A 15,742-nucleotide genomic window follows, 5' to 3' on the forward strand; every position below is an offset into this window, starting at 1 on the left:
CCCTTGAAATCGTGGTACCGGCGCTCGACCGCACCCTGACCCTTGTACTGGATGAGGACGTCCTGCGGGGCGGCCTGTTCGACGGTCAGTGGTGTGATCAGCGCGTACCAGCCGTCGACCTGGGCCTCAGCGTCGAGGACCTCCTGGTCGAAGTGCCAGCGGAGCGAGGGGGCACCGGTCTCGTCCTCGGTGATGTCCCAGCGCAGGCAGGAGGCGACGCGGCGCTTCGCGGCGATCACCCCGGCGCGGGCGGCGACCTTCTCGCGGGTCTTGTAGTGCCGTCCGCCCGCCACGCGGGCGAGTTTGTCCATATCCTCCCCGGCCCGGGCGAGGCGCTTGGCCCGGGCGGCCTGCTGACCGGCCGCGTTGCCGGTGGAGTGGACCAGGATCCGCCGCACCGTCAGGACCGGGTCGCGCTTGCGGGGCCCGGCGAGGGTGTGGACGTCCTCCAGCACCCGGTATACCTCCCGCTGGTCCGGTTCCTTGCCGGCGTCCCGCTCGGGCACCCAGTCCACCACCGGCGCCTGGGCGAGGTCCAAAGCGGCATACACCTCGTCCTTGACCTGCGCGGCCGGGACGGGCGCGATGAAATCCACCCCGGCTGCCAGCAGTGCGGTGACGTTCGCGTAGGACACCAGCTTGGAGTCGGCGACCATCAGGAAATCCTGCTCACCGGCCATGCCCTGCAGGTCCTTCATCGCCCCGACGACCTGGCTGACCTCGGCCGCGCCGCCGCCGAAGACGCGGGCGTGGACGGGGATGCCGCCGTCGGCGGACACCGCCAGCCCGGCCTGGACCTGCTTCAGATCCACCCGCCGGTCCTTGGGATGCCCGTAGCCGATGACCGGGTACTGCTCGTCCTGGTCCCCGCCCGGGAAGGCGCCGTGGACGGACATGCTGGTCATGTCCCAGTGCAGCCGGGACACGTCGATACCGAACTCGGTGATCGCCCGTGCGCCGACGGTGCCCGCGATCTGCTCCAGGTGCGGGGCGATCGCGTCCAGGGCCCGGGCCAGGCGGTCGTCGTTGAGCAGGCCCGGCTCGATGCCGAAGACCTCCTCCACCGCCCAGGTCCGCGCCCAGTCCCCGACCCGCACCAGCGGTGCGGGCGAGGTCAGCCGGTTGGCCACCAGCGCCTCGATCACCTGCCCGTGGGTCAGATGTGCGCTCGCGCCGCCCGGGCACAGCTCGTCGACGATCCCGGCCACGTCCAGCCGGCGCAGAAACTCGGCAGCGACAGGCAGAGCGCCCAGACGCTTCTCCACCACGGACGTCACCGCCACTTCAAGGCGCTGACGCTGAGAACGTGGCCGCGGGGACCGGGAAGTCATCGACACACCCGGCCCAACGCCACACCCCCGGCCCGAGACACCCCCGGNCGCTGACGCTGAGAACGTGGCCGCGGGGACCGGGAAGTCATCGACACACCCGGCCCAACGCCACACCCCCGGCCCGAGACACCCCCGGACCGGTCACACCATACGAATCAACGACCCGCGAAGTACGGGACTAGCCGTGCGACACCGGGGGCCGCCGCGACAGCGGTGCCGAACAGGCGCGGCGCTCCCCCGTTGCAGACACCCCCACGCCCCCCTCAGTTCATCTTCCGTTCACCCAGGTTACCTACGGTCGACCGGCCAATGACCTCGAACGATTGCCTGGGTAAATGGAAAGCTTCTCGCTGATCCTCGCGATTGTGGTGGTAACCGCACTCGCGTTTGATTTCACGAACGGTTTCCACGACACCGCGAACGCGATGGCCACGACCATTTCCACGGGCGCCATGAGGCCCAAGGTCGCGGTGGCCATGTCCGCCGTCCTCAATCTTGTCGGCGCCTTCCTGTCGGTCGAGGTCGCCAACACGATCTCCAAGGGTCTCGTCGACGAGTCCGGCATCCGTCCCGAGGTCATATTCGCCGCCCTGGTAGGCGCGATCCTCTGGAACCTGCTGACCTGGCTCGTCGGCCTCCCGTCCAGCTCGTCGCACGCCCTCATGGGCGGTCTGATCGGCGCCACCATCGCCTCGGCGGGCTTCGGCGCGGTGCACGGCGACGTGCTCGTCACCAAGGTGCTGATCCCGGCGATCGCCGCCCCGCTGGTCGCGGGCCTCGCGGCGATGTTCGCCTCCCGGCTGACGTACTCGCTCGGAAAGAAGGCCGACGGCAAGGCCGCCGAGAAGGGCTACCGCGCCGGCCAGGTCGCCTCCGCGGGCCTGGTCTCGCTGGCGCACGGCACGAACGACGCGCAGAAGACGATGGGCGTCATCACCCTCGCCCTGGTCGCCGGCGGCACCGTCGCCCCCGACTCCGACCCGCCCACCTGGGTCATCCTCTCCGCGGGTCTCGCCATCGCGCTCGGCACCTACCTCGGCGGCTGGCGCATCATCCGTACCATGGGCAAGGGCCTGACCGACCTCCAGCCGCAGCAGGGCTTCGCCGCCCAGACCAGCGCGGCCACGGTCATTCTGGCCTCCTCCCACCTCGGCTTCTCCCTCTCCACCACGCACTCCGTCTCCGGCTCGGTGATGGGCGCGGGTCTGGGCCGCAAGGGCGGCGTGGTCCGCTGGTCCACGGCCACCCGGATGTTCGTCGCCTGGGGCCTGACCCTGCCGGCGGCGGCCCTGGTCGGCGCGCTCGCCGAGTACGTCACCGGATTCGGCCACTGGGGTACGGCCCTGGTGGCGGTGTTCCTGGTCGCCTCCAGCGCGACCATCTGGAAGCTCTCCCGCCGCGAGGTCGTGGACCACACCAACGTCAACGACTCCGAGGAGCCGCCCGGCGTGGTGACCACCGCCGTCGCCGCGGTGACCCCGCCCCCGGCGGGCGCGTCGGCCGAGTCCGAGGCCGAGCCCGAGCCCGAAGCCGAGTCCGAGGCCGACGAGCTGACGGCCAGCATCCCCCACCAGGCCGGCGAACCGGCGACCTCGTCGCCCGCCACCAGGACCTGAGCCCCGCTCACCCGGTTACGAAAGGAAGCAGCAGCATGAAGATCGACTGGGCGGCTCTCGGTTCCGTCTTCGGAGTGAGCCTCGTGGTCACCGTGGCCTTGGTGGGCCTGTTCACCCTCGGCATCACAGGCCTGTCCCGCCGCGAGCGGGCGGCAGCCCAGGGCGGCTCCGCGGCCCTCGCGGTCACCGGCGCGTATGCCTGCTTCGCGGCGTGCGCGGCGGCGGTGGGGTACGGGATCTATCTGATCGTCGCCTGAGCGGCGGCACACACACGTCCGGGGTGCGGGGCGGATCACGCCTCGCGCCCCGCGCCTGTGTGGGGCTTCGCACACTCCCCCCTCGCAGGTCAACGGCAAGTTGACGGCCCTTCCGGGGGCGTGGTGGACTTCCGGAGCCAGTACGGCGGCAGGAGAGGAAGCCGGTGCGAGTCCGGCGCGGTCCCGCCACTGTCACCGGGGCAGACAGCTCCGGAAGCCAGGAACTCTCGCCGTCGGTCTCGTCGAACCAGGGCGTGGACACCCTGAGTGAGGACATATCGCCATGCGCGGCTACCGATCGCGGTTCAGTCTCTTCAACGACCTCAGCTTCTTCAGCGACGCCCTGTCCGGCTCAGTGGCCGGCTGAGCCGATGGGTGCCGAGCGCGTCTTCGCGTACGGCGCCGCCGCCGGCCTCCTCGGCGACCTGCTCCTCGGCGATCCGCGCCGCGGGCATCCGGTCGCCGCGTTCGGCCGTGCCGCCGGTGCCGTGGAACGGGTGTTGTGGCGGGACCACCGCGGGTGGGGCGCGCTGCACGCCGCCGTGTGCGCGGGCGGCGCCGTGGCGGCCGGAGCCCTCGCCGCGCGCGCCGTACGCCGCTCCCCCGCCGCCTCCGTCGCCCTGACCGGCGCAGCCACCTGGGCCGTCGTCGGGGGGACCTCGCTCGCCCGCGAGGCCCGTCGCATCGGGCGGGCGCTCGCGGCGGGGGACGTCGAGGGGGCGCGGGCACGGCTGCCGCATCTGTGCGGGCGGGATCCGCAGGCCCTCGACGCCGACGGGATCGCGCGGGCCGTCGTCGAGTCCGTCGCCGAGAACACCTCCGACGCAGTCGTGGGGGCGCTCGTGTGGGGCGCCGCCGGGGGCGTGCCGGGGCTGCTCGGGTTCCGGGCCGTGAACACCCTCGACGCCATGGTCGGGCACAGGTCGCCCAGGTACCGGCGCTACGGGTGGGCCTCGGCCCGCCTGGACGACCTGACCGGGTGGCCGGGCGCCCGGCTCACCGCCATACTCGCCGCGTCCGCCGGCCCCGACCCGCGCGGTGCGCTGCGCGCATGGCGGGCCGACGCCCACCGGCATCCGAGCCCCAACGCCGGGCCCGTGGAGGCGTCGTTCGCGGGGGCGCTCGGGGTGCGGCTGGGCGGGACGTTGTCGTACGGGGGACGGGTGGAGCGTCGGCCGGTGCTGAACGGGGAGGGGCGTGCGGTGCGTGCTGAGGACATCGAGCGGGCTGTTCGGTTGTCGCGACGGGTGAGCTGGCTGGCGTTCGGGGTCAGTGCGGGTGGGGCGTTGCTGCGGGGGTGGGGCGCTCGGCGCTCGGCGTTGTCGGCCGTGCCGACCCTCCCCCGAGTTCCCGACGTCGCTCGAACAGGGGGAACCCCCATCGCCCTGCGGAACGACTGCCCACGGCAGTTGAGGAGTGTGCCGCTGCGGCCGGGAGGCGCGCCATCGCCGTCGGGGGCCGCACGGCGGTCGGGGTGTGCGGCATGAGCGGCGGTGGGGTTCTTGTCGCCGGTACCACCTCCGACGCCGGTAAGAGTGTCGTGACCGCCGGGATCTGCCGGTGGCTGGTGCGGCAGGGGGTGAAGGTCGCGCCGTTCAAGGCACAGAACATGTCGCTGAACTCGTTCGTCACGCGCGAGGGCGCCGAGATCGGGCGGGCGCAGGCCATGCAGGCGCAGGCCTGCCGTGTCGAGCCGACCGCGCTGATGAATCCGGTGCTGCTCAAGCCGGGTGGCGAGCAGAGCAGTCAGGTCGTGCTGCTGGGTAAGCCCGTCGGTGAGCTCAGTGCGCGTGGATATCACGGCGGGCGGCAGCAGAAGCTGCTCGGGACCGTGCTGGACTGTCTGGAGCAGTTGCGGGGCGCGTACGACGCGGTGATCTGCGAGGGGGCCGGTTCGCCCGCCGAGATCAATCTGCGGCGGACCGACATCGTGAACATGGGGATCGCCCGGGGCGCCCGGCTGCCCGTGCTCGTCGTCGGCGACATCGACCGGGGCGGCGTCTTCGCCTCCTTCTTCGGGACCCTCGCGCTGCTGTCTCGGGAGGACCAGGAGCTGGTCGCCGGGTTCCTCGTGAACAAGTTCCGCGGGGATGTCTCCCTGCTCGAGCCCGGCCTCGGCATGCTGCGCGACGTCACCGGGCGGCGTACGTACGGCGTGCTGCCGTTCCGGAACGGGCTCGGGATCGACGAGGAGGACGGGATGGGGGTCTCGCTGCGCGGGGCCGTGCGCGAGTCCGCCGTGGCCCCGCCCGTCGGCGAGGACGTGCTGCGGGTCGCCGTCTGTGCCGTACCCCTCATGTCCAACTTCACCGATGTGGACGCACTGGCCGCCGAACCGGGCGTCGTCGTGCGGTTCGTGGACCGGCCCGAGGAGCTGGCCGACGCGGACCTGGTGGTGATCCCCGGTACGCGCGGGACCGTACGCGCGCTGGAGTGGCTGCGGGAGCGGGGGCTGGCCGAGGCCATCGTGCGCAGGGCCTGCGAAGAGCGTCCGGTGCTCGGCATCTGCGGGGGCTTCCAGGTGCTCGGCGAGCACATCGAGGACGACGTCGAGAGCCGCAAGGGGCATGTCGACGGGCTCGGAATCCTGCCCGTGCGGGTGCGGTTCGCGCGGGAGAAGACCCTCACGCGACCCGTCGGTGAAGCCCTTGGCGAGCGGGTCGAGGGATACGAGATCCACCACGGGGTCGCCCGCACAGATGGCGGCGAAGCGTTCATCTCTGATGACAAAGGACACAGCCTGGACGGCTGCCGCGTCGGCCAGACCTGGGGCACGCACTGGCACGGCTCGCTGGAGTCGGACGGCTTCCGGCGCGCCTTCCTGCGCGAGGTGGCCGCCGCCGCGGGCCGCCGCTTCGTGCCGGCGCCCGGCACATCGTTCGCCGCGCTGCGCGAGGAGCAGCTCGACCGGCTGGGCGACCTGATCGAACAGCACGCTGACACGGACGCGCTGTGGCGGCTCATCGAGTCGGGCGCGCCGCAAGGACTGCCTTTCATTCCACCGGGAGCGCCCGCATGAGCACAGTGTTGTTGTTGTCGACCGCCGATACCGATCTGCTGGCGGCGCGTGCCTCCGGCGCCGCGTACCGCATCGGCAACCCCACCCGCGTGGACGTCGCCGAGGAGCTGCCGGGGCTCGTCGAGGGCGCCGACATCGCCGTCGTACGGCTGCTCGGCGGCAAGCGGGCCTGGGAGGACGGGCTGGCCGCGCTGGAGGGGGCCGGTATCCCGACCGTGCTGCTCGGCGGGGAGGCCCTGCCGGACGCGGAGCTGATGGCCGAGTCGTCCGTGCCGGCCGGGGTCGTGGCGGAGGCTTTGAAGTACCTCGTCGAGGGCGGGCCCGCCAACCTCACCGAGCTGGCCCGGTTCCTGTCGGACACCGTGCTGCTGACGGGCGAGGGGTTCGTCGAGCCGCAGAAGATGCCCGAGTACGGGGTGCACGGGGAGCGTCCGCGGACGGACGACCGTCCGACCGTCGGCGTGCTCTTCTACCGCGCCCATGAACTCAGCGGCAACGCCGCCTTCGTGGACACCCTGTGCGACGCGATCGAGGCGCACGGCGCCAACGCCCTTCCCGTGTACTGCGGTTCGCTGCGCGGCGCGGACGCCGGGCTCTACGAGCTGCTGGCGCAGGCCGACGCCCTGGTCGCCACCGTGCTCGCGGCCGGCGGCACGCACGCCTCGCAGGCCTCGGCGGGCGGCGACGAGGAGTCCTGGGACGTCGGAGCACTCGCCGAGCTGAACATCCCGGTGCTGCAGGGGCTCTGCCTGACCTCCTCGCGGGCCGCCTGGGAGGAGTCCGACGCCGCGCTGTCCCCCATGGACGCGGCGATGCAGGTCGCGATCCCCGAGTTCGACGGGCGGCTCGTCACCGTGCCCTTCTCCTTCAAGGAGCAGGTCTGCGAAAACGGAACCGACGTCCCCGTGTACGTCGCCGATCCGGAGCGGGCCGCACGGGTCGCCGGGATCGCCGTACGGCACGCGCGGCTGAAGCACAAGCGTAACGAGGACAAGAAGCTCGCCCTGGTCTTCACCGCCTACCCGACCAAGCACTCGCGCGTCGGCAACGCGGTCGGCCTCGACACGCCCGCGTCGGCGGTACGGGTCCTGGACGCACTCGAGCAAGCGGGGTACGGGGTCACGGGGTACCCGTCCGGCGGCGACGAGCTGATCCACCGGCTCATCGCGGCCGGCGGTCACGACGTCGAGTGGCTGACCGAGGAGCAGCTGGCCGCCGCGCCCGCGCGGGTGCCGCTGGCCGACTACCGGGCGTGGTTCGACAAGCTCGACCCGGAACTCAGAAGCGCCATGCTGGAGGCGTGGGGCGAGCCGCCGGGCAGCCTGTACGTCGACGGCGACGACATCGTGCTGGCTTCCCTCCAGTTCGGGAACGTCGTCGTGATGATCCAGCCGCCGCGCGGCTTCGGCGAGAACCCGATCGCGATCTACCACGATCCGGACATGCCGCCGTCGCACCACTACATGGCGGCCTACCGCTGGCTTGAACACAGCTTCGGCGCCGACGCGATCGTGCACATGGGCAAGCACGGCACGATGGAGTGGCTGCCGGGCAAGGGCCTCGGGCTGAGCGCCGGCTGCGCGCCGGACGCCGTGCTCGGCGACCTGCCGCTGATCTACCCGTTCATCGTCAACGACCCCGGCGAGGGCACCCAGGCCAAGCGGCGCGGGCACGCGACGGTGGTCGACCACCTCGTCCCGCCGATGGCACGCGCCGACACCTACGGCGACCTGGCCAAGCTGGAGCAACTCCTCGACGAGTACGCGCTCGTCTCCGACCTGGACCCGGCCAAGGCCCCCGCGGTGCGGGCGCAGATCTGGACGCTGGTCAAGGCGGCCGAGCTGCACCACGACCTGCACGTCGACGACCAGCCGGACGACGACGAGTTCGACGAGTTCGTGATGCACATCGACGGCTATCTGTGCGAGATCAAGGACGTGCAGATCCGCGACGGACTGCACATCCTGGGCGGCGGGCCGGTCGGTGAACCGCGCGTGAACCTGGTGCTCGCCGTGCTGCGCGCCTCCCAGGTGTGGGGCGGGCAGGCCGACGCGCTGCCGGGGCTCAGGGCGTCCCTGGCCGAACACTTCGGGCTGGTGGAGAAGGAGTTGCTGGCCGAGCCGGGGGCGCCGGTGAAGGTGCCGGTCGAGCTGACGGACCTCGTCGACGGGCCGTCGCGTACGGCCGCCGACGCGATCGATCTGCTGGAGCAGCTGTGCCGGCGGATCGCTGAGGGGATGGAGGAGCGCGGCTGGGCCTCGCCGGAGAGCACCGCTCTCGTCCGCGAGGTGCTGGGTGCCGAACTCCCCGAGGCCGTGGCGGTGCTGGAGTTCGCGTGCGAGGAGGTCGTGCCGCGGCTGGCCCGTACGACGGACGAGATCGGCCACATCCTCAAGGCGCTGGACGGCGGTTACGTCCCGGCGGGCCCGTCGGGGTCGCCGACGCGTGGCCTGGTCAACGTCCTGCCGACCGGCCGGAACTTCTACTCGGTCGACCCCAAGGCCATTCCGTCCCGGCTGAGCTGGGAGGTCGGGCAGTCGCTGGCGGATTCGCTGGTGCAGAGGTACCTGCAGGACACCGGCGAGTACCCGAGGTCCGTCGGCCTGACGGTCTGGGGTACGTCCGCGATGCGCACCCAGGGTGACGACATCGCCGAGATCCTGGCGCTGCTGGGCTGCCGTCCCGTGTGGGACGACGCGTCGCGCCGGGTGACCGGGTTCGAGGTGGTCCCGCCGGCGGAGCTGGGCCGGCCGCGCATCGACGTCACGGTTCGTATCTCGGGCTTCTTCCGGGACGCGTTCCCGCACGTCGTGGGCCTGATCGACGATGCGGTGCGGGCGGTGGCCGAGCTGGCGGAGCCCGCCGAGTCCAATTACGTGCGGGCGCACGTGGAGGAGGACGCGGCTGAACACGGCGATCGGCGGCGGGCGACGGCCCGGATTTTCGGGTCCAAGCCGGGGGCTTATGGTGCGGGGCTACTGCCGCTGATCGACGCGCGGAACTGGAGGAGCGACGCCGATCTCGCCGAGGTGTACGCCGTCTGGGGCGGCTACGCCTACGGGCGCGGGCTCGACGGGCGGGCGGCGCGCGGGGACATGGAGACGGCGTTCCGGCGGATCGCGGTCGCCGCGAAGAACGTGGACACGCGCGAGCACGACCTCGTCGACGCCGACGACTACTTCCAGTACCACGGCGGCATGGTCGCCATGGTGCGCCATCTGACGGGCGCGAGCCCCGAGGCGTACGTGGGTGACTCGGCGACGCCGGACCAGGTGAAGACGCGCACGCTCGGCGAGGAGACGCATCGCGTGTTCCGGGCCCGGGTGGTCAACCCGCGCTGGATGGCGGCGATGCGGCGGCACGGCTACAAGGGCGCGTTCGAGATGGCGGCGACCGTCGACTACCTCTTCGGGTACGACGCCACGGCCGGGGTCGTGGACGACTGGATGTACGAGAAGCTCAGCGCGGAGTACGTCTTCGCCCCGGAGAACCGGGACTTCATGAAGAAGTCCAACCCCTGGGCGCTGCGCGGCATCACCGAGCGGCTGCTGGAGGCCGCGGGCCGCGGGCTGTGGGCGGAGCCGGACGCGGACACGCTGGAGCGGCTGCGCGCCACCTATCTGGAGCTCGAAGGCGACCTGGAGGGCGACAAGTGAGTACCCCCTTTCCGTTCACGGCCGTAGTCGGCCAGGACGACCTGCGGCTCGCGCTGCTGCTGAACGCCGTGTCCCCGGCGGTCGGCGGTGTGCTGGTGCGCGGTGAGAAGGGCACCGCCAAGTCGACGGCCGTGCGCGCACTGTCGGCGCTGCTGCCGCACGTGCCGGTCGTCCCCGGGTGCCGTTTCTCCTGTGACCCCGCCGTGCCGGACGCGGGCTGCCCGGACGGCCCGCACGAGGCGGGGGCGGGTGCCGAGCGGCCCGCCCGGATGGTCGAGCTGCCCGTCGGGGCGTCCGAGGACCGGCTCGTGGGTGCGCTGGACATCGAGCGGGCGCTGTCCGAGGGCGTGAAGGCGTTCGAGCCGGGGCTGCTCGCCGACGCGCACCGCGGGATCCTGTACGTCGACGAGGTCAACCTGCTCCACGACCATCTGGTCGACCTGCTGCTGGACGCGGCGGCGATGGGGGCCTCGTACGTCGAGCGCGAGGGCGTGTCCGTGCGGCACGCGGCGCGGTTCCTGCTCGTTGGCACCATGAACCCCGAAGAGGGCGAGCTGCGGCCGCAGTTGCTCGACCGGTTCGGGCTGACCGTGGAGGTCGCGGCCTCGCGGGAGCCGGAGCAGCGCGTGGAGGTGGTGCGGCGGCGGCTGGCGTACGACGACGATCCGGCGGGTTTCGCCGCGCGGTGGGCCGAGGAGGAGGCCGCCGTACGGGCGCGGATCGTGGCCGCGCGTGAGTTGTTGCCCTCCGTCCGGCTGGGCGACGGGGCGCTGCGGCAGATCGCGGCGACCTGTGCCGCTTTCGAGGTGGACGGTATGCGGGCCGACATCGTGATGGCGCGTACGGCGACCGCGCTGGCGGCGTGGGCCGGGCGGACCGATGTGCTCGCCGAGGATGTGCGGCAGGCGGCGCTGCTCGCGTTGCCGCATCGGCGCCGGCGGAATCCCTTCGACGCGCCGGGGCTGGACGAGGACAAGCTCGACGAGACGTTGGAGGAGTACTCCGGCGACGGTGAGGACGATCCCGACCCCGACGGGCCGGGCGACGGCGGCGGCGGACAGCCTTCGCCCGACGAGGGGCCGCAGGGCGGCGACTCGGGCGACGGCGCCCGGACCGAGGCCGGTGAGGGCGGTGAGCCGCCGGCCTCCGGTGCGGGGGGACAGTCCGCCGTACGGGCCACGGAGCCCTTCCGGGCCAAGATGCTGAGCGTGCCGGGGGTCGGCGAGGGGGCCGCCGGGCGGCGGTCGCGGGCGCGGACCGAGCACGGGCGGACGACCGGGGCGCGGCGTCCGCAGGGTGCGCTGACCAAGCTGCACCTGGCGGCGACCGTGCAGGCGGCCGCGCCGCATCAGCGGGCGCGGGGGCGGTCCGGGCCGGGGCTGGTCGTGCGGCGGGACGATCTGCGGCAGGCGGTGCGCGAGGGGCGTGAGGGGAACCTCGTGCTGTTCGTGGTCGACGCCTCGGGGTCGATGGCGGCGCGGCAGCGGATGAGTGCGGTGAAGGGTGCCGTGCTGTCGCTGCTGCTGGACGCCTATCAGCGGCGGGACAAGGTGGGGCTGGTGACGTTTCGGGGGGCGGCGGCGGATGTGGCGCTGCCGCCGACCTCGTCTGTGGACGCGGCGGCGGCTCGGCTGGAGTCGTTGCCGACGGGTGGGCGGACGCCGCTCGCGGCCGGGCTGCTGAAGGCCCATGAGGTACTGCGGGTGGAGCGGCTGCGGGATCCGGCGCGGCGGGCGCTTGTCGTCGTGGTGACGGACGGGCGGGCCACTGGTGGCCCGGAGCCGGTGGAGCTGGCGGGGCGTGCCGCGCGGATGTTCGCGGCCGACGGTGTCGCGTCCGTGGTCGTGGACTGCGAGTCGGGGCCCGTGCGGCTGGGGCTCGCGGGGCGGCTCGCGGGTGAGCTGGGCGGGGCCGCGGTGACGTTGGACGAGCTGCGGGCCGACTCGATCGCCGGGTTGGTGAGGGACGTACAGGGGACTTCCAGGAGGGCCGCGTAATGCCGAAGGGTCAGCCGAGTGTCGTACCGGACGACGGACTGACGACACGTCAGCGTCGGAACCGGCCGCTTGTCGTCGTGCATACCGGGGTTGGCAAGGGAAAGTCCACCGCTGCGTTCGGGCTTGCGCTGCGGGCCTGGAACCAGGGGTGGCCCATCGGTGTGTTCCAGTTCGTCAAGTCGGCCAAGTGGAAGGTCGGTGAGGAGCGGGCGCTGCGGGTGCTCGGGGACTCCGGGGAGGGTGGGAGCGTCGCCTGGCACAAGATGGGTGAGGGCTGGTCGTGGGTGCAGCGCGATCTCCAGGGTGACAACTCGACCAACGAGGAGAAGGCTCGGGAGGGCTGGGAGCAGGTCAAGCGGGACCTGGCTGCGGAGACGTACGGGCTGTATGTGCTGGACGAGTTCGCCTATCCGATGCACTGGGGGTGGGTCGACACCGATGAGGTGATCGACGTGCTGCGGAATCGGCCGGGGGCCCAGCATGTGGTGATCACCGGGCGGAACGCGCCGGAGAAGCTGGTGGACTTCGCCGATCTCGTCACCGACATGTCCAAGGTCAAGCATCCGATGGATGTCGGGCAGAAGGGGCAGAGGGGTATCGAGTGGTGAGCTCTTCCGTCCCTCGGCTGGTCATCGCCGCGCCGTCGTCCGGCAGCGGGAAGACCACCGTCGCCACCGGGCTGATGGCCGCGCTCGCGGGGCGTGGGCTGGCCGTGTCCCCGCACAAGGTGGGGCCGGACTACATCGATCCCGGGTATCACGCGCTGGCGACCGGGCGGGTGGGGCGCAATCTCGATGCGTATCTGTGCGGGGCCGAGTTGATCGGGCCGTTGTTCCTGCATGGGGCGCGGGGGTGTGACATCGCCGTGGTCGAGGGCGTGATGGGGCTGTACGACGGGGCCGCCGGGGAGGGTGAGCTGGCGTCCACCGCCCACGTGGCGAAGCTGCTGCGGGCGCCGGTCGTGCTGGTCGTGGACGCCTCGGCGCAGTCGCGGTCGGTGGCTGCGCTGGTGCACGGGTTTGCGTCCTGGGACCCGGAGGTTCGGGTTGGGGGCGTGATTCTGAACAAGGTTGCGTCCGATCGGCATGAGGAGTTGTTGCGGGAGGCGTTGGAGTCGGCCGGGGTTCCGGTCTTGGGGGTGTTGCGGCGGGCTCGGCAGGTGGATACGCCGTCTCGGCATCTGGGGCTGGTGCCGGTTGCCGAGCGGCGGGCGGCGGCTGTTGAGGCGGTTGCGGCGATGGCTGCGCAGGTCTCCGACGGGTGTGATCTGGAGGGGTTGGTCGGGCTGGCGCGGGGGGCGGGGGTGTTGTCATGTGCGGCTTGGGATGGGGCTGAGGTCTTGGCTTCTTCGCCCCCGCCGCCCCTACCCGTCCCTTCCTCCAGGGGCTCCGCCCCTTCGGCCCCGCCAGGGGGCTCTGCCCCCTGGACCCCCGCCGGGGCTCCGCCCCGGACCCCGGCCTCGCCCACCCACCACCCGACTCGGTCGGACGAGAAGTGGCCCAGCTACGGCCCGACTCGGACGGCTGAGCAGCGGCACGGCCACGACCCGACTCGGTCAGCTGTGGCGCGGACGCCGAGGGTTGCCGTTGCCGGAGGGGCTGCGTTCACCTTCTCCTATGCCGAGCACACCGAACTCCTCGCCGCCGCCGGCGCGGAAGTCGTGCCCTTCGATCCGCTTCGTGATGAGCAACTACCGGATGACACAGGCGGGTTGGTGATCGGCGGTGGGTTTCCCGAGGTCTATGCGTCCGAGCTGTCCGCCAACGAACCGCTCCGCAAGGCCGTTGCCGAGTTCGCGCTCGGTGGGGGGCCGGTTGCCGCTGAATGTGCTGGGCTGCTTTATCTCTGCCGGGAGCTGGACGGGCAGCCGATGTGCGGGGTGCTCGATGCGTCCGGCCGGATGGGCGAGCGCCTGACGCTCGGGTATCGGGACGCCGTGGCGGTGAGTGACAGCGCTCTCGCCGGCGCCGGGACCCGGATGCGGGGGCACGAGTTTCATCGGACCGTCGTCGCGCCGGGCGCGGGAGCCGAGGCGGCGTGGGGGATGCGGGCGCCGGAGCGGCGTGTCGAAGGTTTCGTACAGCGCGGTGTGCACGCGAGCTATCTGCACACGCACTGGGCGTCCGAGCCCGGTGTCGCCCGTCGGTTCGTGGAGAGGTGCCGGACGTCATGAGCAGCAGGCTGGTCGGAGTGGGGGTCGGGCCCGGTGATCCGGAGCTGGTGACCGTGAAGGGGGTCAACGCCCTGCGTGCCGCGGATGTCGTCGTCGTGCCCGTCATGGACACCGGGGAACGGGGGCGGGCGGAGGCCACCGTGTTGCACTACGTGCCCGGGGAGAAGGTCGTCCGGGTCGTGTTCGCGCTGAACGAGCGGACCGACCGGGCGCGGCGCGAGGCCGCCTGGGACGCGGCCGGGGAACGGGTCGCCGAGCTGCTGCGGAGTCACCGCACGGTTGCCTTCGCGACCATCGGGGATCCCAATGTGTACTCCACCTTCACCTATCTCGCGCAGACCATCACGGCGCTGGTGCCGGGCGTCGTCGTGGAGACCGTGCCCGGTGTCACCGCCATGCAGGATCTGGCGGCACGCTCCGGGGCCGTCCTGACCGAGGGCACCGAGCCGTTGACGCTCGTGCCCGTCACCGCGGGAGCGACCGTGCTCAAGGAGGCGCTGAACGGCCCGGGGACCGTCGTCGCCTACAAGTTCGGGCGGCAGGCGGGCGAGGTCGCCGCGGCGCTGCGGGAGACCGGGCGGATCGGCGACGCCGTGTGGGGGTCGGCGCTCGGGCTGCCGGAGGAGTCCATTCGGGCGGCCGATGAGCTGGACGGGGCGCCGCTGCCGTATCTGTCGACGCTCATCGCGCCTGCGCGGCGTGACGGCGGGCGCGGTGGGAAACTGTGACCGCCCACGGATCACCGGGCCGCGCGCCCGGCTCACCGGGACACGTACCCGGCACACTCGCCCATGCGCCAAGGTCACCAGGACGCGCACCCGGCACACTCGGCCGCGCACCCGGGTCACTCGGCCGTGCCCACCACCAGCCAGATGAACGCCGCCCCGGCGACCGTGCACAGCAGCGTCGAGTGGGCGCGGTGCTCGTGGTGGGCCTCGGGGAGGATCTCCGCCGCGGCCAGGTAGAGCAGCGCGCCGCCGAAGAGGCCGAGGTAGCCGCCGAGGGCCTGTTCCGGGATCGTCACGAGGAGCGTCGAGGCCGCGCCCGCCACCGGGGCCACGGCATCCGCGAACAGCATGGCGAGCGCCCTGCGGCGCGCATTCCCGTACAGGCTCGTGATCGTGTACGTGTTGAAGCCGTCCGCGAAGTCGTGGGCGATCACTGCCAGCGCGACCGCGACTCCCATACCGCCGCCGACCTGGAAGGCCGCGCCGATCGCCACACCGTCCATCGCGCTGTGGCCGACCATCGCCGCGGCGGCCGTGAGGCCGACCTCGGGGGTGCGGCCGTCGTGCTCCTCCGCGCCGTGCGCGGCCTGGCGGGCGGCCAGCAGGCGTTCCACCAGGTGGGCCAGCAGGAATCCGGCGACGAAGAGCAGCAGCGCGACCGGTACGCCGTACACCTGCGTGCCGGCCGCTTCCAGCGCCTCCGGCAGCAGGTCCAGGCCGACCACGCCCAGCATGAGGCCGCCGGCCAGGCCCAGGACCAGATGGCGGCGGTCGGTCACGCGCTGTGCCGTCCAGCCGCCGGCCAGAGTCATCAGGAACGCGCCCAGCGCGACGAAGACCGCCATGCGCCCTTGCTATCGGATCGGGCCCCGGACGCGCACGTGCGACAGCCCGTCACTCACTGACTCGCACCTCTGATATTCACGGCTGACGCGCACGTACTGACTTGCACGACTGACCCGCAC

Annotated in this window: 11 protein-coding genes and 1 riboswitch; of the genes, 9 read left to right on the forward strand and 2 right to left on the reverse strand. The window is 72.3% G+C overall.

What is annotated here, in order from left to right:
* A partial coding sequence (locus H8R17_RS46935) for an IS1634 family transposase (RefSeq protein WP_316959448.1) occupies positions 1 to 1,268 on the reverse strand: 1,268 nt, incomplete at its 3' end.
* 398 nt (positions 1,269 to 1,666) lie between these two features.
* On the opposite strand from H8R17_RS46935, the gene H8R17_RS18790 reads away from it, so the two are divergent.
* From H8R17_RS18790 to cobI, 9 genes are all read left to right on the forward strand, one after another.
* On the forward strand, positions 1,667 to 2,947 hold the full coding sequence (locus H8R17_RS18790; RefSeq protein ID WP_187824360.1) for an inorganic phosphate transporter: 1,281 nt from the start codon (positions 1,667 to 1,669) through the stop codon (positions 2,945 to 2,947).
* 35 nt (positions 2,948 to 2,982) lie between these two features.
* Positions 2,983 to 3,204 carry a hypothetical protein gene (locus H8R17_RS18795; RefSeq protein WP_187824361.1) on the forward strand — a complete coding sequence of 74 codons (222 nt, stop codon included), beginning with the start codon at positions 2,983 to 2,985 and terminating at the stop codon, positions 3,202 to 3,204.
* 127 nt (positions 3,205 to 3,331) lie between these two features.
* Positions 3,332 to 3,453: riboswitch (cobalamin riboswitch) on the forward strand.
* Between the two features lie 122 nt (positions 3,454 to 3,575).
* Positions 3,576 to 4,691 (forward strand): cobalamin biosynthesis protein, encoded by a 1,116-nt coding sequence (locus tag H8R17_RS18800; RefSeq protein ID WP_187824362.1) that lies wholly within the window; start codon positions 3,576 to 3,578, stop codon positions 4,689 to 4,691.
* Entirely contained in the window at positions 4,688 to 6,223 is a 1,536-nt protein-coding gene (locus H8R17_RS18805; protein WP_187824363.1) for a cobyric acid synthase, read from the forward strand. The genes H8R17_RS18800 and H8R17_RS18805 overlap by 4 nt, the downstream gene beginning before the upstream one ends.
* Positions 6,220 to 9,879: a cobaltochelatase subunit CobN gene (cobN, locus tag H8R17_RS18810; protein ID WP_187824364.1), complete on the forward strand. Its 3,660-nt coding sequence runs from the start codon at positions 6,220 to 6,222 to the stop codon at positions 9,877 to 9,879. The genes H8R17_RS18805 and cobN overlap by 4 nt, the downstream gene beginning before the upstream one ends.
* Complete coding sequence (locus H8R17_RS18815; RefSeq protein WP_187824365.1) at positions 9,876 to 11,876, forward strand: putative cobaltochelatase; 2,001 nt, start codon at positions 9,876 to 9,878, stop codon at positions 11,874 to 11,876. Before cobN ends, H8R17_RS18815 begins: the two co-directional genes overlap by 4 nt.
* Positions 11,876 to 12,484, forward strand: a complete 609-nt coding sequence (gene cobO, locus H8R17_RS18820) for a cob(I)yrinic acid a,c-diamide adenosyltransferase (RefSeq protein ID WP_187824366.1) — start codon at positions 11,876 to 11,878, stop codon at positions 12,482 to 12,484. The genes H8R17_RS18815 and cobO overlap by 1 nt, the downstream gene beginning before the upstream one ends.
* Entirely contained in the window at positions 12,481 to 14,049 is a 1,569-nt protein-coding gene (locus H8R17_RS18825; protein ID WP_187824367.1) for a cobyrinate a,c-diamide synthase, read from the forward strand. The genes cobO and H8R17_RS18825 overlap by 4 nt, the downstream gene beginning before the upstream one ends.
* A complete protein-coding gene (cobI, locus tag H8R17_RS18830; RefSeq protein ID WP_187824368.1) occupies positions 14,046 to 14,777 on the forward strand; it encodes a precorrin-2 C(20)-methyltransferase in 732 nt (243 codons plus the stop codon). The genes H8R17_RS18825 and cobI overlap by 4 nt, the downstream gene beginning before the upstream one ends.
* Positions 14,778 to 14,893: 116 nt before the next feature.
* Here the strand turns inward: cobI and H8R17_RS18835 are convergent, their stop codons facing one another.
* Complete coding sequence (locus H8R17_RS18835; protein ID WP_187824369.1) at positions 14,894 to 15,622, reverse strand: ZIP family metal transporter; 729 nt, start codon at positions 15,620 to 15,622, stop codon at positions 14,894 to 14,896.
* Positions 15,623 to 15,742 lie beyond the last annotated feature (120 nt).

The organism is Streptomyces sp. TRM68367 (assembly GCF_014495685.1).
In the GTDB taxonomy this organism is placed as follows: domain Bacteria; phylum Actinomycetota; class Actinomycetes; order Streptomycetales; family Streptomycetaceae; genus Streptomyces.

Bases quoted from the DNA above. Each gene is read 5' to 3' on its own strand.
- H8R17_RS18790 (WP_187824360.1), top strand. From the start codon at position 1,667: ATGGAAAGCTTCTCGCTGATCCTCGCGATTGTGGTGGTAACCGCACTC.
- H8R17_RS18795 (WP_187824361.1), top strand. From the start codon at position 2,983: ATGAAGATCGACTGGGCGGCTCTCGGTTCCGTCTTCGGAGTGAGCCTC.
- H8R17_RS18800 (WP_187824362.1), top strand. From the start codon at position 3,576: ATGGGTGCCGAGCGCGTCTTCGCGTACGGCGCCGCCGCCGGCCTCCTC.
- H8R17_RS18805 (WP_187824363.1), top strand. From the start codon at position 4,688: ATGAGCGGCGGTGGGGTTCTTGTCGCCGGTACCACCTCCGACGCCGGT.
- cobN (WP_187824364.1), top strand. From the start codon at position 6,220: ATGAGCACAGTGTTGTTGTTGTCGACCGCCGATACCGATCTGCTGGCG.
- cobO (WP_187824366.1), top strand. From the start codon at position 11,876: ATGCCGAAGGGTCAGCCGAGTGTCGTACCGGACGACGGACTGACGACA.
- cobI (WP_187824368.1), top strand. From the start codon at position 14,046: ATGAGCAGCAGGCTGGTCGGAGTGGGGGTCGGGCCCGGTGATCCGGAG.
- H8R17_RS18835 (WP_187824369.1), bottom strand. From the start codon at position 15,622: ATGGCGGTCTTCGTCGCGCTGGGCGCGTTCCTGATGACTCTGGCCGGC.